Annotated in this window: 18 protein-coding genes and 1 pseudogene; 10 read left to right on the forward strand and 9 right to left on the reverse strand. The window is 74.9% G+C overall.

Going from position 1 to position 25,342, the window contains the following annotated elements; all coding sequences use genetic code 11:
- Nucleotides 1-38: 38 nt before the first annotated feature.
- Together IF01_RS0100965 and IF01_RS0100970 are read right to left on the reverse strand one after the other, a co-directional pair.
- Entirely contained in the window at nt 39-1,289 is a 1,251-nt protein-coding gene (locus IF01_RS0100965; RefSeq protein WP_037778606.1) for a serine hydrolase domain-containing protein, read from the reverse strand.
- A 118-nt stretch (nt 1,290-1,407) separates the two neighbouring features.
- Entirely contained in the window at nt 1,408-2,415 is a 1,008-nt protein-coding gene (locus IF01_RS0100970) for a hypothetical protein (protein ID WP_149030489.1), read from the reverse strand.
- 150 nt (nt 2,416-2,565) lie between these two features.
- On the opposite strand from IF01_RS0100970, the gene IF01_RS0100975 reads away from it, so the two are divergent.
- Together IF01_RS0100975 and IF01_RS0100980 are read left to right on the forward strand one after the other, a co-directional pair.
- Nucleotides 2,566-3,690, forward strand: coding sequence for an alpha/beta hydrolase (locus IF01_RS0100975; protein WP_030391258.1), 1,125 nt, complete (start codon nt 2,566-2,568; stop codon nt 3,688-3,690).
- Nucleotides 3,691-3,815: 125 nt separating this feature from the next.
- Complete coding sequence (locus tag IF01_RS0100980; RefSeq protein ID WP_030391259.1) at nt 3,816-6,296, forward strand: ArnT family glycosyltransferase; 2,481 nt, start codon at nt 3,816-3,818, stop codon at nt 6,294-6,296.
- A gap of 77 nt (nt 6,297-6,373) precedes the next feature.
- On the opposite strand, the gene IF01_RS0100985 is transcribed toward IF01_RS0100980, so the two are convergent.
- The 4 genes from IF01_RS0100985 to IF01_RS0101000 all read right to left on the reverse strand — a co-directional run bounded on the left by IF01_RS0100985 (nt 6,374) and on the right by IF01_RS0101000 (nt 11,598).
- Nucleotides 6,374-7,960 carry an alpha/beta hydrolase gene (locus IF01_RS0100985; protein ID WP_030391260.1) on the reverse strand — a complete coding sequence of 529 codons (1,587 nt, stop codon included), beginning with the start codon at nt 7,958-7,960 and terminating at the stop codon, nt 6,374-6,376.
- Between the two features lie 114 nt (nt 7,961-8,074).
- Nucleotides 8,075-9,724: an alpha/beta hydrolase gene (locus IF01_RS0100990; RefSeq protein ID WP_051754797.1), complete on the reverse strand. Its 1,650-nt coding sequence runs from the start codon at nt 9,722-9,724 to the stop codon at nt 8,075-8,077.
- Nucleotides 9,725-9,785: 61 nt separating this feature from the next.
- The gene (locus tag IF01_RS0100995; protein ID WP_030391262.1) at nt 9,786-10,541 is read right to left on the reverse strand and encodes an HNH endonuclease family protein; all 756 of its coding nucleotides are present in this window, start codon (nt 10,539-10,541) and stop codon (nt 9,786-9,788) included.
- Between the two features lie 142 nt (nt 10,542-10,683).
- Complete coding sequence (locus IF01_RS0101000) at nt 10,684-11,598, reverse strand: NAD-dependent epimerase/dehydratase family protein (RefSeq protein ID WP_030391263.1); 915 nt, start codon at nt 11,596-11,598, stop codon at nt 10,684-10,686.
- Between the two features lie 121 nt (nt 11,599-11,719).
- Between IF01_RS0101000 and IF01_RS0101005 the strand changes: the two genes are divergently transcribed.
- On the forward strand, nt 11,720-12,781 hold the full coding sequence (locus IF01_RS0101005) for a GlxA family transcriptional regulator (protein WP_078879555.1): 1,062 nt from the start codon (nt 11,720-11,722) through the stop codon (nt 12,779-12,781).
- Between the two features lie 7 nt (nt 12,782-12,788).
- Here the strand turns inward: IF01_RS0101005 and moaA are convergent, their stop codons facing one another.
- On the reverse strand, nt 12,789-13,883 hold the full coding sequence (gene moaA / locus IF01_RS0101010; RefSeq protein ID WP_078879556.1) for a GTP 3',8-cyclase MoaA: 1,095 nt from the start codon (nt 13,881-13,883) through the stop codon (nt 12,789-12,791).
- Between the two features lie 145 nt (nt 13,884-14,028).
- Between moaA and IF01_RS0101015 the strand changes: the two genes are divergently transcribed.
- The 5 genes from IF01_RS0101015 to IF01_RS0101035 all read left to right on the forward strand — a co-directional run bounded on the left by IF01_RS0101015 (nt 14,029) and on the right by IF01_RS0101035 (nt 19,268).
- Nucleotides 14,029-14,628 (forward strand): nucleotidyltransferase family protein, encoded by a 600-nt coding sequence (locus IF01_RS0101015; RefSeq protein ID WP_030391266.1) that lies wholly within the window; start codon nt 14,029-14,031, stop codon nt 14,626-14,628.
- Between the two features lie 211 nt (nt 14,629-14,839).
- Nucleotides 14,840-15,712 carry a hypothetical protein gene (locus tag IF01_RS0101020; RefSeq protein WP_082558706.1) on the forward strand — a complete coding sequence of 291 codons (873 nt, stop codon included), beginning with the start codon at nt 14,840-14,842 and terminating at the stop codon, nt 15,710-15,712.
- A gap of 198 nt (nt 15,713-15,910) precedes the next feature.
- Entirely contained in the window at nt 15,911-16,753 is an 843-nt protein-coding gene (locus tag IF01_RS0101025; protein WP_375340964.1) for a hypothetical protein, read from the forward strand.
- Nucleotides 16,754-16,967: 214 nt separating this feature from the next.
- Complete coding sequence (locus IF01_RS0101030; RefSeq protein WP_106981180.1) at nt 16,968-17,975, forward strand: (2Fe-2S)-binding protein; 1,008 nt, start codon at nt 16,968-16,970, stop codon at nt 17,973-17,975.
- Between the two features lie 225 nt (nt 17,976-18,200).
- Nucleotides 18,201-19,268, forward strand: a complete 1,068-nt coding sequence (locus IF01_RS0101035; protein WP_030391270.1) for a DUF2637 domain-containing protein — start codon at nt 18,201-18,203, stop codon at nt 19,266-19,268.
- A 134-nt stretch (nt 19,269-19,402) separates the two neighbouring features.
- Here the strand turns inward: IF01_RS0101035 and IF01_RS0101040 are convergent, their stop codons facing one another.
- Nucleotides 19,403-21,652: a SpoIIE family protein phosphatase gene (locus IF01_RS0101040; protein ID WP_051741945.1), complete on the reverse strand. Its 2,250-nt coding sequence runs from the start codon at nt 21,650-21,652 to the stop codon at nt 19,403-19,405.
- Between the two features lie 282 nt (nt 21,653-21,934).
- Nucleotides 21,935-22,288 carry an ATP-binding protein gene (locus IF01_RS0101045; protein ID WP_030391272.1) on the reverse strand — a complete coding sequence of 118 codons (354 nt, stop codon included), beginning with the start codon at nt 22,286-22,288 and terminating at the stop codon, nt 21,935-21,937.
- A 628-nt stretch (nt 22,289-22,916) separates the two neighbouring features.
- Here IF01_RS0101045 and IF01_RS41130 point away from each other — a divergent pair.
- Both IF01_RS41130 and IF01_RS0101055 read left to right on the forward strand, forming a co-directional pair.
- Nucleotides 22,917-23,626, forward strand: a pseudogene (locus IF01_RS41130) (urease subunit gamma).
- Nucleotides 23,623-25,326 carry an urease subunit alpha gene (locus IF01_RS0101055; protein WP_030391273.1) on the forward strand — a complete coding sequence of 568 codons (1,704 nt, stop codon included), beginning with the start codon at nt 23,623-23,625 and terminating at the stop codon, nt 25,324-25,326. Before IF01_RS41130 ends, IF01_RS0101055 begins: the two are co-directional and overlap by 4 nt.
- Nucleotides 25,327-25,342 lie beyond the last annotated feature (16 nt).

Raw genomic sequence — 25,342 nt, forward strand, 5'->3', positions numbered from 1 at the left:
CGGGCGGCCCACCGGAGGCGGGCCGCCCGGACCGCGGCTCAGCCGAAGTCGGGGATCGGGTGCTCGGGGGCCAGCACGGCGGCGATGCGCTGGGCGACGGTGTGGGCGCTGTGCCCGCCGGACGCGTGCGGCCCGTCGGTGGTGGAGACGGCGATCGCCAGGTGCTCGCACGGCAGGTAGTCCTGGGAGGCGGAGTAGCCGAAGAACAGCGGGTGCTGGGAGATCCAGTCGTTCAGCACCAGCACGCCCATCCCGTAGTGGGTGGCCTCCGTCTGCGGGATGCAGACCGTGTCCGGGCACTTCCCGGTCGCCCCGCCGAGGCCCACCGTCCCCGGGTTCAGCAGTTCGCGGTAGCCGGCCGGGGAGAGCAGTTCGCCCGAGCCGACGCCCGCGGCCGAGCTCGCCAGGTCGCAGATGTCGGTGGTCTGCACCGCACCGGGGGCGGTGGTCCAGGAGGGGTTCCAGAAGGTGGACTCCTCGTACCGGCCCCGGTCGGAGGTGAAGGCGTGCAGGACCGGTGTCGGAATGTCCGGGGTGAAGCTGTTCGCCGTCTCGTGCAGGCCGAGCGGGCCGAGCACCTTCTGCTGGAGCAGGTGGTCCAGCCTGGTCCCGGTGATCCTCTCCAGCGCGGCCCCGAGCAGCACGAAGTTGGCGTGCGAGTAGCTCCAGCTCTCGCCCGGCCGGTACCAGGGGTCCTGACGGGTCGAGATGTCGACGAGTTCCTCGGGCGTCCACTGCCGGAACGGGTCGGCGTAGACGGTCTCGCCGAAGCCGGGGGTGGTGACGTAGTCGACCAGGCCGCTGGTCGAGGCGCCGAGCATCCGCAGGGTGGTCCGGTCGCCGCGCGGCAGGTCGGGCAGCCAGCGCGCGACCGGCTCGTCGAGGCCGACGACGCCCTCGTCGACCAGCCGCAGCAGGGCCGTCCCCAGGTAGCTGATCGCGATGTTGCCGTTGCGGAAGTGCATGTCGGGCCGGGCCGGGACGCCGGTCATCGACTCGCCGAGCGCGGTGGTGAGGAGTTCGCGGCCGTCGGCGGTGACCTTCACGATCACCGATTCGAGGCCCAGTTCGTCCTTGGCCCGCTCGGCGACCTTGAGCACGTCGAGCGCCGGGCCGCCGGTGGGCGGCGGGGTGCCGACGCAGGGCCGGCGGTGCTCGGGGCCGGTGCCGTCCCCGCCGGTCCCGGTGGCACCGCCGACGGCGGTGGCCGGGACGCCCAGGGCGAGGAGCGCGGAGACGGCGGTGACGGTGGCGAGGCGCAGCAGGGCGCTCCTGCGGGAGGGTCTCATGCCCGCAGTATCGGCAGGGCGCCCGCGCGGGCCCGGTCCGGTGGCCGGCGACCCGCGCGAACGTCACCCGTGGGGCCGCCCGGGGCCCGCGCGAACGGGTCCCGGGCGAACGGGGACGCTACGGCTGCGGGAAGTTCTGCTCGTCCACGTCGCTGGTCTTCGCGTTGCCGCCGACCTTCGCGGTCAGCGTGATCGACCAGATCGAGTAGGTCTTGCCGGTCTCGAAGGCCAGCGTCTCGTCGAACTTGGTGTAGCTGCAGTCCTGGGTGAACATCTTCAGCGACGGGTCCCAGTCGATGCCGTCGGAGAAGAACACGTCGTAGGTGCCGTCCTCGATGCCCTTGATCGAGGCCTTCTTCCCCTTGCCGACGTACAGCGAGTGGACGGCCTTGCCGGTCTTGGAGAGCGTGACGACGGAGTCGGTGGTGCCCTCCGCGTTGTCGATGTTCAGCTCGCCCTCGCCGCGCAGCTTGCCCTTGGTGACGAAGGCGCCGTTGTCCAGGCTCCGGGTCTGCTGCTGCGGGGTCTGCGGGACGGCGAAGTTGGTGGTGTAGCCGGCGGCGGTCATCTCGGCGAGGGCGCCGGGGATGGCCTTGAGGCCCTCCGAGAGGCCGACCTGGGCGAAGGCGGAGCCGGTGGTGCAGAAGGACTTCGCCTTGATGTCCGTCCGGATCTTGGTGAGGTCGGTCGCGAGTTGCGAGAGCGCCGTCACAAGTTGGCGCTTGGTGGTGCCGACGGCGACCGGGGTGGTGCTCAGCCCGAGGCCGCTGCTCGCGGAGTTCGCGGCGCCGGCCGCCTCCTGGAGACTGGCCATGAAGCCGGCCAGGTCGGCCGCCGGGTTGATCTTGCCGAGCGCGGTGCTGACCGGGTCGACGTAGCCGGCCAGGACCGGCCCGTACGGCGTGGGCGTCGGCGTGGGCGTGGGTGTCGGTGTGTAGGTCGGCGCGGGCAGCGCGCTGAAGCCGTCCGACGGGCTCGACGCCGCCGAACTGCTGCCGCCGCTGCCCGATCCGCCGTCGCTGCCCCCGGAGCAGGCAGCCAGCAGCATTGCGGCGCCGACCGCCGTGCCGACCTTGATGAAGGACCTCATGGCGTTCCCCCGGATGTTCTCTCGGTGCTCTCTCATGCACGCTCCGTGCAGTCTGCTCGTCCCCGCCGACATGATCCCGACCCGACAAGAGGCGGTCAACAGGGCGCACTTGCAGCGCGTCGAAGCGTATATGGGGCGCATAAAGGGGCGCACGGAGGGGCAGGGCGGGTCAACTACGATCGACGGGTGCTCAGCCTCACGGGACTCCCGCTCCAGATCATCGCCGCCGTGCTCGCGGTCGGCGTCTTCGCCGCCACCATGTGGCTCTGGCCGAAGTTCGGCGGACACGGCTGGAAGGCCTGGACGGGGCGGGTCGGCGCCTTCCTCGCCACCCAGCTCGCGGTGCTGGTCGCGATGGGGCTGATCGCCAACGGCTACTTCGGCTTCTACAGCTCCTGGAGCGACCTGCTCGGCACCAACGGCAAGCCCGGCACCGTCGTCGACCACCAGCCGAACGCGGCCGCCACCCTCTCCGTCACCGGGGAGAAGAACATGTACTCGGCGCAGGGCTCGGCCCGCGACCGCTCCGGGGTGATCCAGGAGGTCTCGGTCCGCGGCACCCGGAGCGGTCTGAGCAGCGACGCCTTCGTCTACCTCCCGCCGCAGTACTTCCAGCCCGAGTACGCGCAGAGCAAGTTCCCGATGGCCCTGGTCCTGGCCGGGTACCCGGGCTCGGCGGAGAAGCTCATCACGCTGATGCAGTACCCGGCCTCCGCCCTCACCGCCATCGAGGAGAAGAAGCTGCCGCCGACCGTCCTGGTGCTGATGCGCCCGACACTGGTCGGCAACCGCGACACCGAGTGCATGGACGTCCCCGGCGGGCCGCAGGTCGAGACCTTCTTCACCAGCGACCTGCCCAATGCGCTGTCCGCCGGCTACCGGATCGGCACCGACCCGGCCAACCGCGCTGTCATCGGCAACTCCACCGGCGGCTACTGCGCCCTCAAGTTCGCGCTGCGCAAGCCGGACGCGTACCGGTCCGCGATCTCGCTCTCCGGCTACTACACCGCGCCGATCGACGAGACCACCGGCGACCTGTTCGCGGGCAACGACCGGCTGAAGCAGGAGAACGACCTGGTCTGGCGGCTGCGGAACAAGCCCGCCGAGCCGGTCGCGCTGCTGCTCGCCACCAGCTACGACGAGAACAACTACGAGGGCACCCAGGCGATGGTCGGCGCGTTCAAGGCACCGACCAAGCTGTCCACCATCACCCTCGACACCGGCGGCCACAACTTCCACACCTGGACCAGGGAGATCCCGCCCGCGCTGGAGTGGCTCGGCAAGCACCTGACGATGCCCCAGCCGGCGTAGCGGCGCCCCGACCGGCGCAACCGGGTCACCCCGGAGCAGCCTCCCGACCAGGGAGAACGAGGATCACAGACGGCTCATACCCGGGTCTCACCGTTCTCTCAGCCGGGCGCCCGAGCGTAGCGCCCATGACCACGACCAGCCTCACCCCGCCGGCCGGCGAGCCCTGGCCGGAGGCCGGGGACTTCCCGCCCCCACTGCTGCCGCCCGCCTCCGCGCCGGAGGGGACGGCACCCGGGCGGCCCGCCCACCCGCCGCTGTTCCCGGAGTTCCCGCTCCCGCCCACCGGCCCCAAGGGCCCGGCCTCCTGGGCCGGACGGCTGCGCACCCTGCCGGCCCGGACCTGGCGGGGACGCCCGGACGACCCGCGCTGGGTCCGGCCCTCGCTGCTCGCCCTGCTGGCGGCCACCGCCGTCCTCTACCTCTGGGGACTCTCCGCCTCCGGCTGGGCCAACTCCTTCTACTCCGCCGCCGCCCAGGCGGGCAGCCGGAGCTGGAAGGCCTTCTTCTACGGCTCCTCGGACGCCGGGAACTTCATCACCGTCGACAAGCCCCCGCTCGCCCTGTGGCCGATGGCGCTCTCGGCCCGGGTCTTCGGTCTCTCCTCCTGGTCGGTACTGGCCCCGCAGGCGCTGATGGCCGTCGGCACGACCGCCACCCTGTACGCGACGGTGCGCCGGCGCTTCTCGCCGCTCGCCGGACTGCTGGCCGGCCTCGCCTTCGCGCTGACGCCGGTGGCGGCGCTGATGTTCCGCTTCAACAACCCGGACGCGCTGCTGGTCCTGCTGCTCACCCTGGCCGCCTACGGGCTGGTCCGGGCGATCGAGGCCGCGGGCACCCGCTGGCTGGTGTTCACCGGGGTGATGCTCGGTCTGGCCTTCCTCACCAAGACCCTGCAGGCGTTCCTGGTGCTGCCGGCCTTCGTGCTGATCTACCTGGTGGTGGCGCCGACCGGGCTGTGGCGGCGGGTCCGGCAACTGCTGGCCGGCGGACTGGCGATGGTGGTCGCGGGCGGCTGGTGGGTCGCGGTCGTCGAACTGGTCCCGGCGTCGGCGCGCCCGTACATCGGCGGCTCGCAGGACAACAGCTTCCTCTCCCTCACCTTCGGCTACAACGGCCTGGGGCGGCTCAACGGCGACGAGACCGGCAGCGTCGGCGGCGGCCGGGGCCGCATCCCGGCCGGGGCCGAGGTGATCTTCGGCAACGGCCCCGGCGGCGTGCCCGCCGGAGGGCCCGGCCGCGGCGGTGGTGGCTGGGGCGAGACCGGCATCACCCGGCTGTTCGACGGCGACATCGGCGGGCAGATCGCCTGGCTGCTGCCCGCCGCGCTGATCCTGCTGGTGCTCGGCCTGTGGGCGACCCGGCGCCACGCCCGGACGGACACGGCCCGCGCGGCCTTCCTGGTCTGGGGCGGCTGGCTCCTGTGCACCGCGCTGACCTTCAGCTTCATGTCCGGGATCTTCCACCAGTACTACACGGTGGCGCTGGCCCCGGCGGTCGCCGCACTGGTCGGCATGGGCGTGGACGGGCTGTGGCGGGCCCGGCACCGGCTGCCGTACGCGGCGGTGCTGGCGGCGACGCTCGCCGTGACGGCGGTGTGGGCGTACGTGCTGCTCGGGCGGAGCTCCGGCTTCCAGCCGTGGCTGCGTCCGACGGTACTGGCCGGCGGACTGCTCGCGGCGGTGGCACTGCTGGTGGCCGGCCCCCTGGGGGCCCGGCTCGCGACCGCCGCCCCCGGCGGTGCTCCGGCGGACGCCCCGACCGGCGCCCCGGCCGACGGGCGCGCCGGGGCGCGGCGGATCGCCGGGCGGGTGACCGCCGTGGCGGGCCTGGTGGGCGCGGCGGCGGCGCTGGGCGGTCCGGCCGCGTACGCGCTGGAGACGGTCGGCACCCCGCACCAGGGCTCGATCGTGCTGGCCGGGCCCTCGGTGGCGGGCGGCTTCGGCCCCGGCGGCATGCGGGGGCCCGGTGCGGGCGGCGACGGGCCGACGCTGTGGCTCAACGGCCGGACGGTGACACCCCAGCAGGACGGCGGTCAGGGTGGTGGCCAGGGCGGCGGCCAGGGCGTCCCCGGCTTCCCGCAGCAGGACGGCGGCCGGGGCACCGGCCGGGTCCCCAACGGCAACGGCGGCGGTCAGGGCGGCCCCGGCGGTCAGGGCGGACAGGGCGGCCCCGGCGGGATGAACGGGCTGCTGAACGGCACCCGGGTGAGCGACGAGGCGGCCGCCCTGCTGAAGCAGGACGCCGACCAGTACCGCTGGGCCGCCGCGACCTCGGGCTCGCAGAACGCCGCCAGCTACCAACTCGCCTCCGACGTCCCGGTGATGGCCCTCGGCGGCTTCAACAGCAGTGACCCGTCACTCAGCCTGGAAGGCTTCCAGCAGTACGTGCGGGACGGCAAGGTGCACTGGTTCATCGGCGGCGGCTCGCGCGGCTTCGGCGGCGGGGAGACGGCCGGGGCGAACACGGTGAACGGCGCGAACGGTCCCGGCGGCGAGTCCTCGCAGTCCCAGACCGCCCGGATCGAGGCGTGGGTGGAGGCGCACTACTCCGCCCGCACGGTCGGCGGGTCGACCTTCTACGACCTGACCGAGCCGCCCACCTCCTGACCGGCCGGACCTGAACGCACAACGGCGGGGCGCCCCGAGGATGTTCACCTTGGCGCGCCCCGCCGTCGGTCCGCCCGCTACCCCCGGTCGCTCGCGCAGCGCGTCCCGGCGGCCGGCACGGTGCCGTCGACCAGGTAGGCACCCACCGCCGCCCGGACACAGGCGCTGTGCCCGTAGCCGGTGTGCCCCTCGCCCTCCCGGGTGAGCAGCACCGCGTTGCCCAGCTGGGCGACCAGCTGCTGGGCGTTGGCGTACGAGGTCGCCGCGTCGCCGGTGGAGCCGACCACCACGATCGGCGTCGCGGCCTTCGAGGCGATCGGGTGTGCCTTCTCCGGCGAACGGAACGGCCAGCTGCGGCAGTCCGGGTCGAACAGCGTCGCCGCCGGCTCGTGCCGGCTGATCAGCGGGGCCCTGGCGGCCATCCGGGCGTAGGCGTCCCGCAGTGCGTCCCCGGTCGGGACGTCGGTGGCCCCGTCGGCGCAGTAGATCGCCGTGTAGGCGTCGGCGGCGGCGCCGTAACGGCCTTCCTCGCCACGCTTGTTGTAGGAGTCGGCGTAGGCGAGCAGGTAGTCGCCGTCGCCCTGGTTCATGGCCCGGTCGATGGCGGCGGCCAGGCCGTCCCAGCCGCCCTCGTCGCCGTAGAGGACGTCCATCACGCCCGCCCAGGCGGCGGAGGAGGTGAGGACCCGGCCGTCGGTGGTGGTGAGCGGCTTGCGCTTCAACCCGTCGAGGAAGTCGGCGGCCCGACCGGCCGCCTTGTCCCGGTCGGTGCCGAACGGGCACGGCGACTGCTGGGCGCAGTGGGCGGCGAAGGCGCGCAGCGAGCGGTCGAAGCCCGCGTACTGCTCGATGTTGGTCTCGGCGATCGGCTTGGCCGGGTCGATCGCGCCGTCCAGGACGAGCCGGCCGACCCGGTCCGGGAACTCCTCGGCGTAGAGACTGCCCAGGTAGGTGCCGTAGGACAGGCCGAGGTAGGTGAGCTTCCGGTCGCCGAGCGCGGCGCGCAGCACGTCCATGTCGCGGGCGGTGTCGCGGGTGCCGAGGTGTTCCAGCAGCTTGCCGTACTTCGCCCGGCAGGCGTCCGCGAGCAGCTTGCCGTGCTCGGGCCCGGGGGTGTCGGTGGTGATCCAGCTGTCCCGGGTCCTGTCGTCCAGGCAGTTGACCGGGGTGGTGCGGCCGGTGGCCCGGGGGTCGAAGCCGACGATGTCGTAGTGGTCGCGCAGCGGACCGTCGTAGTCGCGCTGGCCGAAGAGGACCGCGTCGACGCCGCTGTTGCCCGGCCCGCCCGGGTTGATCACGAGCGACCCGGTCCGCTGCGCGGGCTTGGCGGCGCCGACCCGGGCCACCGCCACGTCGAGGGTGGCGCCGGCCGGGTCGGCGTAGTCCAGCGGCACCTTGAGGGTCGCGCACCGCACGGATGCCGGGTCGACCCCCTCGGTCCTCGGGGCGTCCTTGCAGGCCGTCCAGGCGAGCTTCTGGCCGTAGTACGACCGGAGCGCCGGGTCCGGGGCCGACTGCGCGGCCTCCGCCGCCGCGACGCCCGCCTCGGCGGAGGCGCCGGAGGCGCCCGCACCGGTGCTACCGCCTCCGCCGCCGGTACAGGCCGCCAGCAGCACCGCCGCGGCGACGGCGGGCAGGGCGCGTCGCGAGAGCCGGGTCGTCATCGAGTCCACCGCACACGAATATCACCCGACGATCACCCCGCCGACGGCGCCCCGCCCTCCGTCGCCCCGGCTCAGCCCCGACTCGGCCCGGCTCGGCCCCGGCTCGGCCCCGACTCAGCGTGCGGGGTCGGTCGCGCAGCGCGTCCCGGCGGCCGGCACGGTGCCGTCGACGAGGTAGGAGTGCACGGCGTCCCGGATGCACGCGCTGCGGCCGTACGCGGTGTGGCCCTCGCCCTCGCGGGTGAGCAGCACGCCCTGGGCGAGCGATCCGGCCAGTCGCTCGGACCAGGCGTACGGGGTGGCCGCGTCGCCGGTGGAACCGACCACCACGATCGGCGCGCTGCCCTCGGCCTTGATCGGGTGCGGCTTCTCGGCCGAACGGAACGGCCAGCTCCGGCAGTCCGGGTCGAACAGCGCCGCCGCCGGGTTGTGGGCGGTGACCAGCGGAGCCTTGGCGGCGAGCTCGGCGAGCTGTGCCTGCAGCTCGGCCTCGGTCGGGGCCATCACGGTGTCCGCGCAGTGCACGGCGGTGTAGGCGTCGGCCGAGACCTTGTACCCGCCCTTCTGGTCGCGGCCGGTCGCACCGTCGGCGAGGCCCATCAGGTAGTCGCCCTTGCCCTGGTTCATGGCCATCGTGAGGACGGTCCGCAGGTCGGCGTAGGACTGCTCGTCGTTGAGGCTGTCGATCACGCCGTTCCAGGCCGCGGTGGCGGTCACCTTGCGGCCGTCGGTGGTGGTGAGCGGCTTGTCCTTGAGGCCGTCGAGGAAGTCGGCGAGCTTCTTGGGCGCCGCCTCCGGGTCCTTGCCCAGCGGGCAGGGCGACTTGGTGACGCACCCGGTCGCGAACAGCTTGAACGACCGCTCGAAGCCGATGTACTGCTCGATGTTGTGCTGCACCAGGCTGGTCGACCTGTCGCTGGCCCCGTCCAGGACGAGCCGGCCGGTCCGGTCCGGGAACTCCTCGGCGTAGACGCTGCCGAGGTAGGTCCCGTAGGACAGGCCCATGTAGTTGAGCTTGGGGTCGCCGAGCGCGCCGCGCAGCACGTCCATGTCGCGGGCGGTGTTCCGGGTGCCGACGAAGGGCAGCAGCTTGGCGTACTTGGCCTGGCAGGCGTCGGCGAGCAGCTTGCCGTGGTCCGCGCCGGGAGCGTCGGTGCTGATCCAGGCGTCCCGGGCCTTGTCGTCCAGGCACTTGACCGGGCTGGTGCCGCCGACGCCGCGCGGGTCGAAGCCGACGACGTCGAAGTGGTCGTGCAGCGGGCCGTCGTAGTCCTTCTGGCCGCGCTGGACCATGCCGACGCCGGTACCGCCGGGGCCGCCGGGGTTGACCAGCAGCGAGCCGGTCCGCTGCTCGGGCCGGGCGGCCGGGATCCGGGCGACCGCGACGTCCAGGGTCTCCCCGGAGGACGGATCGGCGTAGTCCAGCGGGACCTTGAGGGTCGCGCACTGGACCGCCGACTCGTCGGTCTTCGTGGTGGCCGGGTCGTCCTTGCAGGCCGCCCAGGCGAGCTTCTGGCCGTAGAAGGCCTGGAGCGCCGGGTCCGCCTGGCCGGTCGGCTTCACGGTCGGGGTCGGCGTCGGGGTGGCGGTCGGGGTGGGCGCGGGGGCGGCCGGGTCCGTGGAGGCCGGGGCCGAAGCGGTGGCCGGGGCGGCGGTGGAGGCCGCGTCGGTGGAGCCGCCGGTGCTGGTGCAGGAGGCCAGCAGGGCGGCTGCGGCGACGGCGGGCAGGGCGCGTCGCGAGAGTCGGGTGATCGTCGAATGCACCGCACACGAATATCACCCGACGATCACACCATCGACGGCGCCCCACCCCCTCGACGGGGCGTCAGCCGCCGCACTGCTGCAGCATCGCCTTCTTGTCGGCCTCGGTGACGGGCAGTTGGTACTTCAGCGACACCTGTGCGAAGCGGACGGCGTACGAGCACCGTATCCGCGGGTCGGCGGGCAGCCAGGCGGACGGGCCGGAGTCACCCTTGGAGGCGTTCTGCGAGCCGTCGGCGGGGACGAGGTTCAGCGGGTCGTTGGCGATCCGGACGCGCTTGGCCTTGTCCCACCCGCTCGCGCCCATCTGCCAGTCGTAGGACAGCGGCATCACATGGTCGATCTGGATCTTCGACGCCTGCTGCTTGCTCCAGCGCACGGTCTTCCCGGTGTACGGGTCGAGGATGGTCATCGCGGTGACCACACACTTCGAGCCGTCCTTGTGCTCGACCGCCGAACCGTCGCGGGCCAGCAGGTCGTTGCGGGTGTCGCAGTTGTTGCGGCCGCCGGGCACGCCGTCCACGCTGTCGGTCCAGGCGGGGCCGAACTCGTTGCGGTCGTAGCCGTCCTTGGGGCCGGTCGCGGCGGTGGCGACCTTGGCGATCAGCTCCCGGCCCGCCTTCTGCTCCTCGGGCGAAGTCAACGGCGCCAGACCGGGCTTGGTGCCGTCCGGGTTGTCCAGCGGACTGGTGCCGGGGCCGACGGCGCCGGCGGGCGCGGCGTCCTCGCTGCGCGGCGTGGCGCCGGAGCAACCGCTCAGCGCCAGGGTGGATATCAGGAAGACGGCGGCGGCCGACAGGACGGTGCGACGGGCGGGCACGGTGGACTCCCCGGATGGGTGGGCGGCTGACGGCGCACCAGCAGACCAGCCCGCCCGCACCCGGTCAAGCCACCACAACCCGGAGCATTTCGATCATGGCGAAGCTCACACAGGGCGCCGCCCCGCCCCCGCTACGGCCGCACTACGACCGCGCGCCGCGGACGATCTCCTCGAGCACCTCCTCGAACGGCGTCGCCGTCACCCCGAGCACCTCCTCGGTGCGCGTCGAGTCCAGCCGCAGCGGCCGGTCGTACAGGTAGGCCATCTCCTCGACCTCGGCGAGGATCTCGTCCCCCAGCTGCACCAGTTCGGCCGGCGCGACGGCGGTGAGCACGGGCTCCGGCGCCCCGGCCGCCGCCGCCAGCCGCCGGGCCACCTCGCGGGCCGGGGCCTCGCTGGTGCTGGGCACGTGCCAGGCCCGGCCCCAGGAGGCCTCGTTGCGGGCGGCGGCGACCAGGGTGGCGGCCACGTCGCCGAGGTGGCTCCAGCTGTGCGGCGCGTCCAGGTCGGCGGGGTAGCCGACCGGCTCGCCGGCCAGCACGGCGGGTACCACCGTGAAGCCGAACAGCGAGGTCGCGCCCCGGCCGAGGAAGTCGCTGGCCCTGACCTCGGTGACGCGCGCCCGGCCCGCCCGGTGCGCGGCGAGCGCCTCCGCCCACAGGGCCGCCCGCAGCGTGCCCTTGCGGCTGGTCGGGGCGGCGGGCAGGTCCTCGGTGAGCGGGCCGTCGACCGGTCCGTAGCCGTACAGGTTGCCGAGCATCACGTAGCCCGCGCCGGTCCGTTCGGCGGCGGTCAGCAGCCCGGCGGCGAGCGGCGGGAACTCGGTGAGCCAGCGGTGGTACGGCGGGGCCGCGCAGTTGACCAGCGACAGCGCGCCCCCGGCCAGCGCGGTGAGGGCGTCGGCGTCGGCGGCGTCGGCGGCGATCCGCTCGATGCCGGGGTGCTCGGGGCCGGTGCCGCGCCGGGTGACCAGCCGGACCTGTTCACCGGAGCCGGCGAGGAGCAGGGCGGTGGCGGTGCCGGTCGGGCCGGCGCCGGTGACGACGTGGAAGGACATGGGAGCTCCCGGGCTGCCGTTGGGGTGGGTGGCGCCGGGGCGTCGGCGCCGTGATCAACTCTCCTTCGGGACCCGGCCGCACGGCAGGGCCCGGGCTGCCAAGGTTCCGGAGGTTCTGGCCATGCCCCGCACCACCCGACCGGCCCCGACCGGGCCTGCGGCCGACTCCCGACCGGCTGCCACCAGGCCGACCGCCGCCCGGCCGACCGGCGTCCACCGGATCGCGGTGGTCGCGGTGCCCCCGGTGACCGCCTTCGACCTCACCATTCCCGACCTCGTCTTCGGCTCCGCCGAACTGGACGGCGACCCGCTGTACCGGGTGCGGATCTGCACCGCCGAACCGGGCCCGGTGACCACCACCGGCAGCCTCCAGGTGGTCGTCCCGCACGGCCTGGAGGCGATCGCCGAGGCCGACACCGTCCTCGTCACCGGGTCCGCCTCCCGCGCCGACGCCGACGAACGGATCCTCACCGCCCTGCGCACGGCGGCGGACCGGGGCGCGCGGATGGCCTCGATCTGCACCGGGGCCTTCGTCCTGGCCCAGGCCGGACTGCTGGACGGGCACAGCGCCACCACCTACTGGGTGCAGGCGGGCGCCCTGGAGCACCGCTTCCCCAAGGTGCGGGTGCTCCCGCAGGCGCTGTTCGTCGACGACGGCCCGGTACTCACCTCGGCCGGGCTGACCGCCGGCATCGACCTGTGCCTGCACATGGTGCGGACCGACCACGGCGCGGCGACGGCCAACGCCGTGGCCCGGCTGGCGGCGCTCTCGGAGGTCCGCGAGGGCGGCCGGGCGCAGATCCTGCCGACCCCGGTCGCCGGCGCGGACGGCAGTTCGCTCGCCGCCACCCGGGCCTGGGCGCTGGCCCGGCTGGCCGAGCCGCTCGCGCTGGCCGACCTGGCCGCGCACGCGGGGGTGAGCGTCCGCACCCTCAACCGCCGCTTCCGGGCCGAGACGGGCACCACGCCGCTGCACTGGCTGCTCACCCAACGCCTGGAGCAGGCCCGTGAGTTGCTGGAGTCCACCGATCTGGCGGTGGACCGGGTCGCCGCCAGGACCGGCTTCGTCACCGCCGACTCGCTGCGCGGCCACCTGCTGCGGCGGATCGGCATGACCCCGCGCGCCTACCGCACGCACTTCGCCCGGTCGGCCGCCGATCCGCGCTCCAGTGAACGCCCCTGACGGACAGTCAGCCTCCGATGGCCGACATCGGACGGGCCGGCCGGACGAAGTCCGCGCCGCCGATGGCGTGGCCGGGGCCCTTGCGGGCGATGGTGGCCCGCCAGGCGGCCTCCACCCGGTCGTCGTCGGCGCCGTCGCGCAGCAGCGCGCGCAGGTCGGACTCCTCGGTGGCGAACAGGCAGTTGCGCAACTGCCCGTCGGCGGTGAGCCGCACCCGGTCGCACCCGCCGCAGAACGGGCGGGTGACGGAGGCGATCACGCCCACCACCGCGTCCGTCCCGGCGATCCGCCACTCCTCGGCCGGGGCGTTGCCGGAGCGGCCGACCGGGTGCAGGTCGAAGCGCTCGCCGAGGCGGGCCAGGATCTCGTCCGCGGTGACCATCCGCTCGCGGTCCCAGGCGCCCTGCGCGTCCAGCGGCATCGACTCGATGAAGCGCATCCGGTAGCCGTGCCGGACGGCGAAGCCGAGCAGCTCGGCCAGTTCGTCGTCGTTGACCCCGCGCACCGGCACCGCGTTCACCTTCACCGGCGCGAGCCCGGCCGCGTGGGCGGCGGCCAGCCCGGCCAGTACGTCGGCGAGCCGGTCCCGGCGGGTGAGCGCGGCGTACCGCTCGGGGCTCAGGGTGTCCAGGCTGACGTTCACCCGGTGCAGTCCGGCCGCACGCAGCGCCTCGGCGGTCCTGGCCAGGCCGATGCCGTTGGTGGTCAGCGACACCTCCGCCCCGAGCTCGGCGATCCGCCCGACCAGGGCGGGCAGTCCGCGCCGCAACAGCGGTTCGCCGCCGGTCAGGCGCACCGACGTGATGCCGAGCCGGCGGACGGCGATCCGCACCAGGCGGACCACCTCGTCGTCGCTCAGCACCTCGGCCCGGGGCAGCCAGTCCAGCCCCTCGGCGGGCATGCAGTAGGTGCAGCGCAGATTGCACCGGTCGGTCAGCGACACCCGCAGATCGGTGTGCACCCGCCCGTACCGGTCCACCAGGGGGTGCGGCGCCCCGGGTCGCCCCGTGACGGCGCGGTCCGGCTCGACGGCGGCCGTCCCCGGCACGGTGGTGCCGGACGCACTGTTCCTCGACGCACTGTTCCTCGACGCGCTGCTCATCCGCCCAGTACAGGGGCCCTGCGACGGGAGCACCAGCGGCCGAACCGCCGGGGCGCGGCAGCCCGCCGCCGCCCCCGCTAGTGCGATCGTCCAACACCCGGCGGCGGGACTGTGCCCCGGCCGTCGGGCCGGGCAGGCTGGGCCCATGGAACAGAGGGACGCGGTCACCGCGCTGGTGCTGGCGGCCGGGGGCGGGCGCCGGTTGGGCGGACGACCGAAGGCGCTGCTGCCGTACCGGGGGCGGCCGCTGGTGGAGCACGCCGCGGCGGCGGCCAGGGCGGGCGGCTGCCGGGAGGTGACGGTGGTGCTGGGCGCGGACCGGGAGCGGGTGCGGTCCACCGCCCATCTGCCGGGCTGCCGGCTGGTGGCCAACCCGGACTGGGAGGGCGGCATGGGCTCCTCGCTGCGGGCCGGTCTGGCCGCGCTGCCCGCCGGCTCCTCGGCGGTGCTGGTGATGCTGGTGGACACACCGGGGGTGGGAGCGGCCGCGGTGGCCCGGCTGCTGGCCGCGCACCGGGCCGGGGCCGGTCTGGCCGCGGCGACGTACGGGGGGCGGCGCGGGCACCCGGTGCTGATCGGCGCCGGGTACCTCGCCGAGGCGGCGGCGGGCGCGCGGGGGGACGCCGGGGCCCGGGCCCTGCTGGCGGCGCACGCCGCGGAACTGGTCCCGGTCGAGTGCGGCGACGTCGCCTCCCCGGACGACCTGGACACGCCCGCCGACCTCGCCCGCTGGGGCGCGGGATGACACCCGCCCGGCACCGGACCGCCGGCGTCCCGCCCCGGCGGGGAGGGGACTCCCGCCCGAGGGGGACCGCCCTCCTCCTCACCGGCGAGGGTTCGGGCGCGCACCCCTGATTCGTCCCTGAGGATTGCCGCATTCCGCGCCGCACCTCCCGGGTTTCGGGGAGCATGGGACACGTCACTCCGCCCCCGATTCGAACGGACGGTACCCCGCGATGGCCGGACTGCCCGACGACTTCACCGGACACGACCCGGCCGGGCGCGGCCCGGGGGCGGCGGGTGGCGCCCGGGCGATCCGCTGCCCCGCCTGCCGGCGGGAGCACCTCTACGAGCCGCCGTCGCTGCCGTGCCCGTGCGGCGCCTCGCTGAAGGTGCCGCTGCTGCGCGGCGGGGTGCCGGTGCAGGTGCGGTTCCGGTCGTGGGAGGACTCCTGGCTGAGCATGCGCTGTCCGCACTGCGGCCGCTCCGACCAGTGGCCGCAGCCCGAGTTCACCTGCAACTGCGGTGCCACCGTGCGGCTCCCGGTGGACCGGACGACCCGGCTGGGCGGCGGGGCGGCGGCCGGCCCGCTGGGTGCCACCGCCGGACCGCGGACCTCCCACCCGCACCCGGCCCGCCCCGCGCACTCCCTGGACGCTCCGCCCGCCGCGGCGCCGCCGGCCACCGGGTCCGGCGGGCAGGCCGCGCAGTGGCGGCGCCGCGCGCCGTTCCGCCCGCACCCGGTGCGGACCTCGCAGGACGCGGTGTTCACCGCCGCCCGCTACCTGGAGTGGCTGGGCTTCGACGACCTCGAACTGACGGAGGCCCAGGAGCGCGACGGGGTGACCCTGCTGGGCAGCCGGATGGTCGCGCAGGTGGACACCTGGACCGAGCCGGCGGACGTGAAGTCGGTCGAGTGCCTGTGGCTGCAGACCCTGCACGCGGAGGAGATGGCCGCCGCGATGTTCACTCTTGCGGGCTATTCGCATCAGGCCACGGTGCGCGGCGAACAGCTGCTGGTGGCCCTGTTCAGCCTGGACCTGGCGGGTGTGCCGCAGCCCGCGAACGGCGCCGCCGAGGCCCTGATGGAGACCGGCTGGACGTCCTGAGGCCTCGTTCGGGCCCCGACCGACCGGCCGCTGATCGTTTAGACGAAAACCCGGCCGCGCGCAACAACCTCCGCTCGTGATCTGGTGCACAAGCTCGCCCCCGTGTTGAATTGCCGCCACAACGCGGGCCTGTGGTGTGTCGTGCCACGGACGGGGAGGGCCCGCGTCCTGCTGGATGGCGCACACAAGGAGGTGGCGTTGTCGGAGCACGGATGGGGCCCGAACGGTCAGGACGCACCGGGGCGCACAGCGCCACCGGAGCCGGGGGACACCGTATGGCGGCTGCGGTCCCGGGCGTGCTGGCGGGAGGCCGCCGACCTACTGCGGCCGGCCGCCGAACGCGACCCGGCGGTGGCACTGATCAGGGCCGAACTCCTGATCGAGCAGTGCCTGTTCACCGCCGCCCACTGGAACCAGGCGGAGCAGGCGCTACGACTGGCCGAGGCCACCGTGACCACCACCGAGCAGCGCGCGGCGGCGGCCTGCGCCCGGGGCTTCCTGGCGTACGTGGCCAGTGTGCTGGGCGCCCGCGACCGTCTCGACGAGGCGCAGGCCGCGCTCGGCCGCACCTCGGCGCTGCTGCCGCCGGACGCGCCGGGCCGGCCGCTGCTGGACTTCCGCCGGGGACTCGTGGCGGAGAACCTGCTCCGCGACCCGACGGCGGCCTGGATCGCCTACCGCCGGGCCCACGACGGCGCGGGCGAGCGCGGCGACGAACTGCTGCGCTCGTCGACCTGGCGGCACCTGGCCGCGCTGGCGCTGGCCGCCGGGGACCACGAGCGGGCCCGGGAGGGCTTCGACGCGTCGCTGCGGCTGCGCGAGCAGCTGGGCTTCACGGTCGGGGTGGCCCCGGCGCTGGCGGCGCTGGCCGAGGTGTCCGAGCCCGAGGAGGCCACCCGGCTGCGGGCGGAGGCGACCAGACTGGTGCAGGCGCTCGGGGGCGTGCCGGTGTGGCTCGCACGCCAGCTGGGCGCGGGGCGCGCGCCGGGCGCTCCCCCGGACGGACGCATCGGGAGGCAGGCGGGGGACCCGATCAGCTAAGGTGACCCTAACCTGGCCGGGTCGAGCAGTGCCCCGGCCAGGTTCGCCTTGCCGTTCCCGGGCTCCGCCGAGCCCCGGCCGGCCGGGTCCGGACGTACGGCGCGACGGCGCCACGGCGCGCCCCGCCACACCGGGCGCGCCGGCGGCGGGCGGGCCCCGGCCCGGGCGCGGACCGGGCGGTCCGGCGCGTCCGGTCGACCCGATGGGGCCCACCATGAGCGCGCACAGCACCCGGCCCACCCCCGTGGCGACGGCCGTCGGACGGCCCGGTCCCGGCACCGGACCCGCCGGCCCGGCCACCGCCGCCTTCACCACCGCCCACAGCACCGCCACCACCGTCCGCGGCACCACCGGGCACGGCACCGCCGGGCACGCCACCGCCGCCGGCCCGGCCGCGTACCGGCGGCTCGGCCAGGTGCTCCCCGCCCTCCGGGTGCGCTGCGCCCCGCCCCGCAGCGGCCGGGGCTGGCTCGCGGGGGCCGACCTGGTGGCCCGGCCGGCGGCGCTGCGCGAGCTGATCTCGCACGACGCCCGGCAGGGCCTGGCCCGTTACGGGCGGCCGCTGCGCCCCGACGTGGCGGCGGGCATCGGGCTGCACCGGTTCGTCTGGCCGGTCGCGCTGCTGTTCACCCTGCCGTGGTTCCTGGAGCGCCGGGTGCCGCTGCTCGCGCCCGGCGACATCGCGCTCCGCCGCCGCACCGGCGAACTGACGGTCCGCCCGGGCGCCTTCCTCTGCCTGCCGGACGATCCGGCGGCCCCGAGCACAACGACCGCGCCACCCCCGCCGAGTGCCCGCACGGTGCCCGACGAGGCGGCCCTGGCCGCCGGGCTCCGCTCGGCGCTGGCGGACTTCCTCACCCCGGTGCTGGACGCCTTCCGCCCCGAGGTGCGGCGCGGCCCGCGCACCCTGTGGGCGATGGCCACCGACGCGGTGGTCGAGGGCCTCTGGTACGCCGGGGGCCTGCTCGGCGAGGAGGAGCGCGCCCGGACGGAGCTCGCCGCACTGTTCGCGCCCGGCGTGTCCGGGGCGTCCGGACCGACGGAGCCACGGGCTGCCCGCCCGGCGCCGGAGTGCGCGCCCTTCACGCCGGGCGCCGGCTTCACCGCCCCCGCGTCCGGCGGCAGCGAACGCTCCGACCGGTGCCGGGCCAGCTGCTGCCTCGTCTACACCGCCCGGGCCGAGGCGATGTGCGCCGGCTGTCCCCGGGTCACGCGGGGTTGACGGAGGTGGACGACGGTGCGGGGCCCGGCCGGGCCGCGACCCCCGGAAACACGGGAATTCCCCGTTGAAATCAATATGACAATGCGACTTATCCCTCGCCAGAAATCCCTCTCGTCAGCGCATTGACAGCGAATCAGCCATTCTCCGGCCGAGCATCCGTCATGATGGTCCCCGCCATCACGACGCAGGAATTTGCGACGCAGGAAAGCGAGGCTGGTCCAGGCGATGAAATTGTCCGACATACCGCTCGGTTGGGCCGTCACCGGCGTTGCCGCGCTGCTGGTCAGCGCGCTCCTGGTGGCCCTGGCCCGGAGCCGGGGATCCGGCGGCGGGACCGCCGCCGATTCCTGGGAGCGTTCCGAGGAACGGCGCCGCCGCAAGGAGTCCCTGTACGGCGGGGCCTCGTACACCCTGCTGTTCTGCTGCGCGGCCGTCGCCGCCGCGCTCTCCTTCCACGGCCTGGTCGGGTTCGGGGTGCAGAACCTCAACCTGTCCGGCGGCTGGGAGTACCTGGTGCCGTTCGGCCTGGACGGGGCGGCGATGTTCTGCTCCGTGCTCGCCGTGCGCGAGGCCAGCCACGGCGACGCCGCGCTCGGCTCCCGGCTGCTGGTCTGGCTGTTCGCCGGCGCCTCGGCCTGGTTCAACTGGGTGCACGCCCCGCGCGGTTTCGGCCACGCCGGCGCGCCGCAGTTCTTCGCGGGGATGTCCCTCTCGGCCGCCGTGCTGTTCGACCGGGCCCTCAAGCAGACCCGCCGGGCCGCGCTGCGCGAACAGGGCCTGGTCCCCCGTCCACTGCCGCAGATCCGGATCGTCCGCTGGCTGCGCGCCCCGCGCGAGACCTACGCGGCCTGGTCGCTGATGCTGCTGGAGGGCGTGCGGAGCCTGGAGGAGGCGGTCGACGAGGTCCGCGAGGACAAGCGCGAGAACGCCAGGGAGAAGGAGCGCCGCAAACTCGCGGGTCGCCGCGAGCGGGCCGAGATCAGGGCCATCAACCGCACCCACAGCGTCTGGCGCCCGCGCGGCGGCGGGTCCGGGGCGTCGTCCCGGCAGCTGGAGCCCGGCCCGGAGTCCGCCATAACGGGCGGCACGGGCGGTCCCGGCGGCCCCGACCGGCCCGCGGTCGAGCCACCGGGACGGGCCGAGGCCGTGGAGGGAGCGGTCGCACAGGCGGGCCTGCCGGCCCGTCCCGAACGGCGCACCATCGACCTCACGCCCGACGACGACACCGTGGCACTGCCCCGGCTGGACTCGCTGGAGCGCAAGCTGAAGGACCTCGAGCAGCAGTTCGGCTGAGGCCGGGGCCGAGGCTGACACGAGGCCGAGGCCGGCACCGAGGCCGTCGCAGGGCCCCCGGGCACCACACCCCGGGGGCCGCCCGCCCCGACGTCACACCCCCGACGTCACACCTGGACGTCACACCCCGGGCGTCACTCCGCCGTCGCCACCGTGAGCTCGAACCACATCCGCTTGCCCGACCCCCGGGGCTCCACGCCCCACCCGTCGGCCAGCGCCTCGACCAGCATCAGCCCGCGCCCGGAGGAGGCCTGCTCCCCCGGCGTGCGGCGGGTCGGCCAGAGGTCCGACTCGTCCTCCACCTCGACCCGGAGCCGGGCCCGGCCGCCGTCCGCGGCCGGCTCCCGGTAGAGCCGGGCGGTGAACATCGCGTCCCGGTCGGTGTGCCGGATCGCGTTGGTGACCAGCTCGGAGGAGAGCAGCTCGGCGGTGTCGATCAGCTCGGCGACGCCCCAGCGGCGCAGCGCGTCCCGCAGCTCCGCCCGGACCTCGGCGATCCGGGCCAGGTCGGCCTGCCCGATCCGGCGGCGCAGCTGCTGGGCGGCCAGCCCGCCCTCGGGGCCGTCCCAGCGCAGCACCAGCAGCGCTATGTCGTCCTCGCGCTCGCTGTCGTCGGCGGCCTGCGAGGCGATCCGGTCGGCCAGCTCCTCCAGCGGGTCGCGGCCGGTCCGGGCGGCGTCCGCGAGCGGCTCGGCCAGCACCGAGGTGAGTCGCGCGATGCCCTCGTCGAGGTCCATCCCGCGGGCCTCGACCAGGCCGTCGGTACAGAGCAGCACCGTCTCGCCCGGGTCCAGGCTGAACCGGGTGACCCGGTACTCCTCGTCGGGGGCGATGCCGAGCGGGAGGCCGCCGGCCACCGGCACGGTGCTCGCGGTGCCGTCGGCGCGCCGCACCACCGGGTCGAGGTGGCCGGCCCGCACCGCGTACACGACGCCGTAGTCGACGTTCACCTCGGCGTAGGTGCAGGTGGCGAAGTGGTCGGTGTCCAGGTCGGCGAGGAAGCGGGAGGCCCGGGCCATCACGGCGGCGGGCGGGTGGCCCTCGGCGGCGTAGGCGCGCAGGGCGATCCGCAGCTGGCCCATGATCCCGGCGGCGTGCACGTCGTGGCCCTGGACGTCGCCGATCACCAGGCCGACGTGCCCGCCGGGCAGCGGCACCACGTCGTACCAGTCGCCGCCGATCTGGAGCCCGGAGCCGGCCGCGAGGTAGCGGACGGCGGTGGTGACCCCGGGTACGGACGGCACGGTGCGCGGCAGCATCACCCGCTGCAGGCCGGCCGCCAGCTCGTGCTCGGCGTCGTGCAGCCGGGCCCTGGCCAGGGACTGGGCGACCAGGCCGCCGAGGGTGGAGAGCAGGGTGCGCTCGTCGGCGTCCAGCTGGCGGTCGTCGTCGAAGCTGACCACGCAGACGCCGATCGCCCGGCCGCTGGCGACCAGCGGCAGGAACGCCCAGGAGCTGCGGCTGGTGCGGCGGGCCTGCTCCCAGACGTCCGGGTAGCGCTCGCGGTACTCCTCGCGGCTGGCGCAGAACACCGGGGCGCGGCCCCGCAGCGCCTCGGCGGCGGGGTGGCTCGGCGGCAGCACCGAGCGGTCGTACCCGGCCAGCTCCTCGGGCCGGTAGCCGGAGGCGCCGAGGATCTGCACCCGGCCGGCCTCGAAGGAGGCCAGCACGAGGCCGTCCGGCGGCAGGCCGGGCAGCGGCAGCTCGGTGAAGACCCGGGCCACGTCGCGTACGGTGACCGCCTCCGAGAGCGCCCGGGCGGCCTCCTTGATGAAGCGGGAGCGCTCCTCGCGCAGCAGGGCCATCCGGTCGGCGCGGTCGCGTTTGTGCAGCTCGACGGTGGCGTCCCAGACGAAGCCGACCATCCGGGAGGCCCGGCCGAAGGCGTCGGCGAGGACCCGGCCGCGGAAGCGGACGGCGCGGGTGGTGCCGTGCGGGCCGACCGTCCGGTAGTAGGCGCCGCACTGGCCGAGCTCGGCGACGGCGCGCTCGACCCGGCGGCGCACCACGGGGGCGTCCTCGGGGTGGAGCAGCGACAGGAAGGAGGCGGAGGTGCGGTCGAAGCGGCCCTTCTCGGCGGAGTCCAGGCCGACGATGGTGCAGGCCCGCTGGTCACCCTCGAGGATGTCGCGGCGGATGTCCCAGTCGAAGGAGCCGATGCCGTTGGCCGCCATCGCCGGCTCCAGCCAGTCCGGCGTGGAGTCGCCCGGGGAGAGCGGCAGGCCGCCGGAGAGCATCGGCGCGAGCCGGCCGGCGGCGAGGCCGGGAGCGGTGCGCAGCGCGTGCCGCCGGGCCGCCTGCGCGGGGGGCCTGGCTCGTCCGGAGCCGGTCGTGGGTGGACCGGACGGGAGGGCCGGCCCCGGTGACTCGGGCTCTGTGGGCATGCTGCTCCTGCCGCTGCCGTGGCGGACCGCGCCGACCGTCCGGACGGGCCGCGTGGCGGTGTGATGGGTGGTGCTCGACGGTCGCGCGCCGACGGGCGGTCATCGGTCGAGACGGTAGGAGTTTCCCGCCGCTTCTCGCTCGTGGGCACACATTCCCACCATCCTGGCCAATGTTCGGCCGAGCGGCAATGGCAACGGGCCGGAAATCTTGCCGATCGCCTTCACTTACGGGCATCGTTCGGTGGCGAACAGTGCTCGTGCGACAAACGGTGGGCCGGGAACTCAGAGTTCGGCGGTGGCGAGTTCGAACCAGGTGACCTTGCCGTCGCCGCGCAGCTGCACGCCCCAGGAGTCGGCGAGCGCCTCGACCAGCATCAGCCCCCGGCCGGAGGTGGCGTACTCCGCGTCCGGGTCGCGCCGGCGGCCGGGGAGTCCGGCCTCGCCGTCCTGGACCTCGATCCGCAGCCGCTGGTCGCCGGTGAGCACCGCGTCGAAGACCGCTCCCCGGCCGGTGTGCTGCAGCGCGTTGGTGACCAGCTCGGAGGTGAGCAGCTCGGCCGTGTCGGCCAGCTCGGGCACGCCCCAGTGGCCGAGCGCGGCGCGCAGCCGGTGGCGGACCGCGCCGACGGCGACCATGTCGGCGGCCTCCAGTGCCAGGTGGAGCCGGCGGTTCAGCGCGCACCCCGGCGCCGGTACGCCCGGCCGGGCGACGCCTGCCGCGCTTGCTGTGACCGCCGGAGCGCCCTGGCCGGTTCCGGTGATCCGGAAGGCGCCCCCCGAACTCGTACGCTGCCGCGGGAATCGCGACTGACCGTCCATCACCCCTGCCCCCACCCTCGCTCCGGGCCGCCGATCCGGGCCCCCGCCGGTCGGTCGGCCCCTTTGGTACTGACCAATCTTCGTCATGCCCACCTTTCGGCATTTGGAACAGTGCGCGGGCGATCACCTGGGGTGAAAGGGGCACGAGGCGGTTCGCGTGATCCAGCCGCCCCCGCCCGACAGGTTTGCGAAGCGTACGGGCGACTTCCGGGCCCCGGAGGGCGTTCGGGGACCGGCGCGGGCCCCCGACCTGGCACGGCGCGAGCCCCCGGCCCCGGCCGCGCGGGCCGCCCGCCCCGGGGGCGACCGGACGCGTCCCGTGTGCCGAAAGGCGCGCGAGCAGCAAGGCTGGACAGGGCGGACGGCTCCGGGTTCAATGGCCGGAGGTGTTTGAACGCCGTTCTAAAAGCCCTCACCCTCTCCTGGCGACCGCGAGCGAGGAACCGTGCGACTGACCCCCACCGAGCGGGACCGGCTGCTGATCTTCACGGCAGCCGAGCTGGCCCGCGCCCGCCGCGCCCGAGGCGTGCGGCTCAACATCCCCGAGGCGACCGCGCTCATCGCCGACGCCGTCTGCGAGGCCGCCCGCGACGGCCGGCGCCTCGCCGAGGCCGTCGAGGCGGGCCGCTCCGTGCTCACCGCCGACGACGTGCTGCCCGGCGTGCCGGACGTGGTCACCGTGGTCCAGGTCGAGGCGGTCTTCGACGACGGAACCCGCCTGGCCGTGGTCGACGACCCGTTCCGCGGCGCCGGCTCGCTCGGCGAGGACGCCCCCGGCGGCGCCCTGCCCGGTGACGGCGCCGGCTACGACCCGGTCGAGGAGACCGTCGTCCTCCCCGTCCACAACACCTCCGGCGTCCCGATCTCCGTCACCTCGCACTTCCACTTCTTCGAGGCCAACCCCCGGCTGGCCTCGACCGCGCCGCCGCCTACGGCACCCACCTCGCCGTCCCGGCCGGCTCCTCGGTGCGCTTCGACCCGGGCAGCACCATCGAGGTCGGCCTGGTGCCGATCGGCGGCGCACGGGTCGCGATCGGCTTCGCCGGGCTGGTCGACGGCCCGCTCGACGCCCCGGGCGCCAAGGAGTCCGCCCTCGCCAAGGCCCGCGCCACCGGCTACCTGACCGGCTTCGACGACGCGGAGGTGGAGTCATGACGTCCATCACCCCGCACGACTACATCTCCGTGCACGGCCCGCGCGTCGGCGACCGGGTCCGCCTCGGCGACTCCGGTCTTGTCGTCCGGGTCGAGTCGGACTCCCAGCGGCCCGGCGACGAGTTCCTGGCCGGATTCGGCAAGACCGCCCGCGACGGCCTGCACCTCAAGCCCGCCGCCGTCCGCGACACCTGCGACGTGGTGATCAGCAACGTGCTGGTGATCGACGCGGTCCAGGGCGTCCGCAAGACCTCGATCGGCCTCGTCGGCGGCCGGATCGCCTCGATCGGCCGGGCCGGGAACCCCGACACCCTGGACGGCGTGGACGTCGTGGTCGGCACCGGCACCACGATCGTCTCCGGCGAGGGCCTGATCGCCACCGCCGGCGCCATCGACACCCACGTCCACCTGCTCTCGCCGCGGATCATGGAGGCCTCGCTCGCCTCCGGCGTCACCACGATCATCGGCCAGGAGTTCGGCCCGGTCTGGGGCGTCGGCGTCAACTCGCCCTGGGCGCTGCGGCACGCCTTCAACGCCTTCGACGCCTGGCCGGTCAACATCGGCTTCCTCGCCCGCGGCTCCTCCTCCGACGAGGCCCCGCTGATCGAGGCCCTCGCCGAGGGCGGCGCGTCCGGCTTCAAGGTGCACGAGGACATGGGCGCGCACACCCGCGCGCTGGACACCGCGCTGCGGGTGGCCGAGGAGTACGACGTCCAGGTCGCCCTGCACACCGACGGCCTCAACGAGTGCCTGTCCGTCGAGGACACCCTCAGGGTGCTCGACGGCCGGACCGTCCACGCCTTCCACATCGAGGGCTGCGGCGGCGGCCACGTCCCCAATGTGCTGAAGATGGCGGGCGTGCCGAACGTCATCGGCTCCTCCACCAACCCCACCCTGCCCTTCGGCCGGGACGCCCTGGGCGAGCACTTCGGCATGATCGTCTCCGCCCACGACCTCAAGACCGACCTGCCCGGCGACGCCGCGATGGCCCGCGACCGGATCCGGGCCGGCACCATGGGCGCCGAGGACGTCCTGCACGACCTGGGCGTCATCGGCATCACCTCCTCCGACGCCCAGGGCATGGGCCGGGCCGGCGAGACCGTGCGCCGCACCTTCGCCCTGGCCGGGAAGATGAAGGCCGAACTCGGCCCGATGGAGGGCGACGGCCCCGAGGACGACAACCAGCGGGTGCTGCGCTACATCGCCAAGCTCACCATCAACCCGGCCGTCGCCCACGGCCTCTCCCACGAGGTCGGCTCGATCGAGACCGGCAAGCTCGCCGACATCGTGCTCTGGCGCCCCGACCACTTCGGCGCCAAGCCGCAGCTGGTCCTCAAGGCCGGCTTCCCCGCCTACGGCGTGGTCGGCGACCCCAACGCCTCCACCGACCGCTGCGAACCCCTCGTGCTGGGACCGCAGTTCGGTGCCCACGGTGCCACTGCCGCCGACCTCTCGGTCGCCTTCGTGGCCCGGGCGGCCGCCGACGGCGCCTACCTGGACCGCGCCGCCGACGGCCTGCCCACCCGGCGCCGCCGCGTCGGCGTCCGCAACACCCGCGGCATCGGCCCGCGCGACATGGTGCGCAACGCCCGGACCGGACAGGTCGAGGTCACAGAGACCGGCCTGGTCTCGCTCGACGGCGACCCGCTGCGCTCCGAACCGGCCGACAGCGTCTCGCTCAGCCGCCTCTACTTCCTCTGACCCGCACCCCCGACCA

Origin of the sequence: Kitasatospora purpeofusca, from assembly GCF_000718025.1 — a bacterium.
Classification (GTDB): domain Bacteria; phylum Actinomycetota; class Actinomycetes; order Streptomycetales; family Streptomycetaceae; genus Kitasatospora; species Kitasatospora purpeofusca.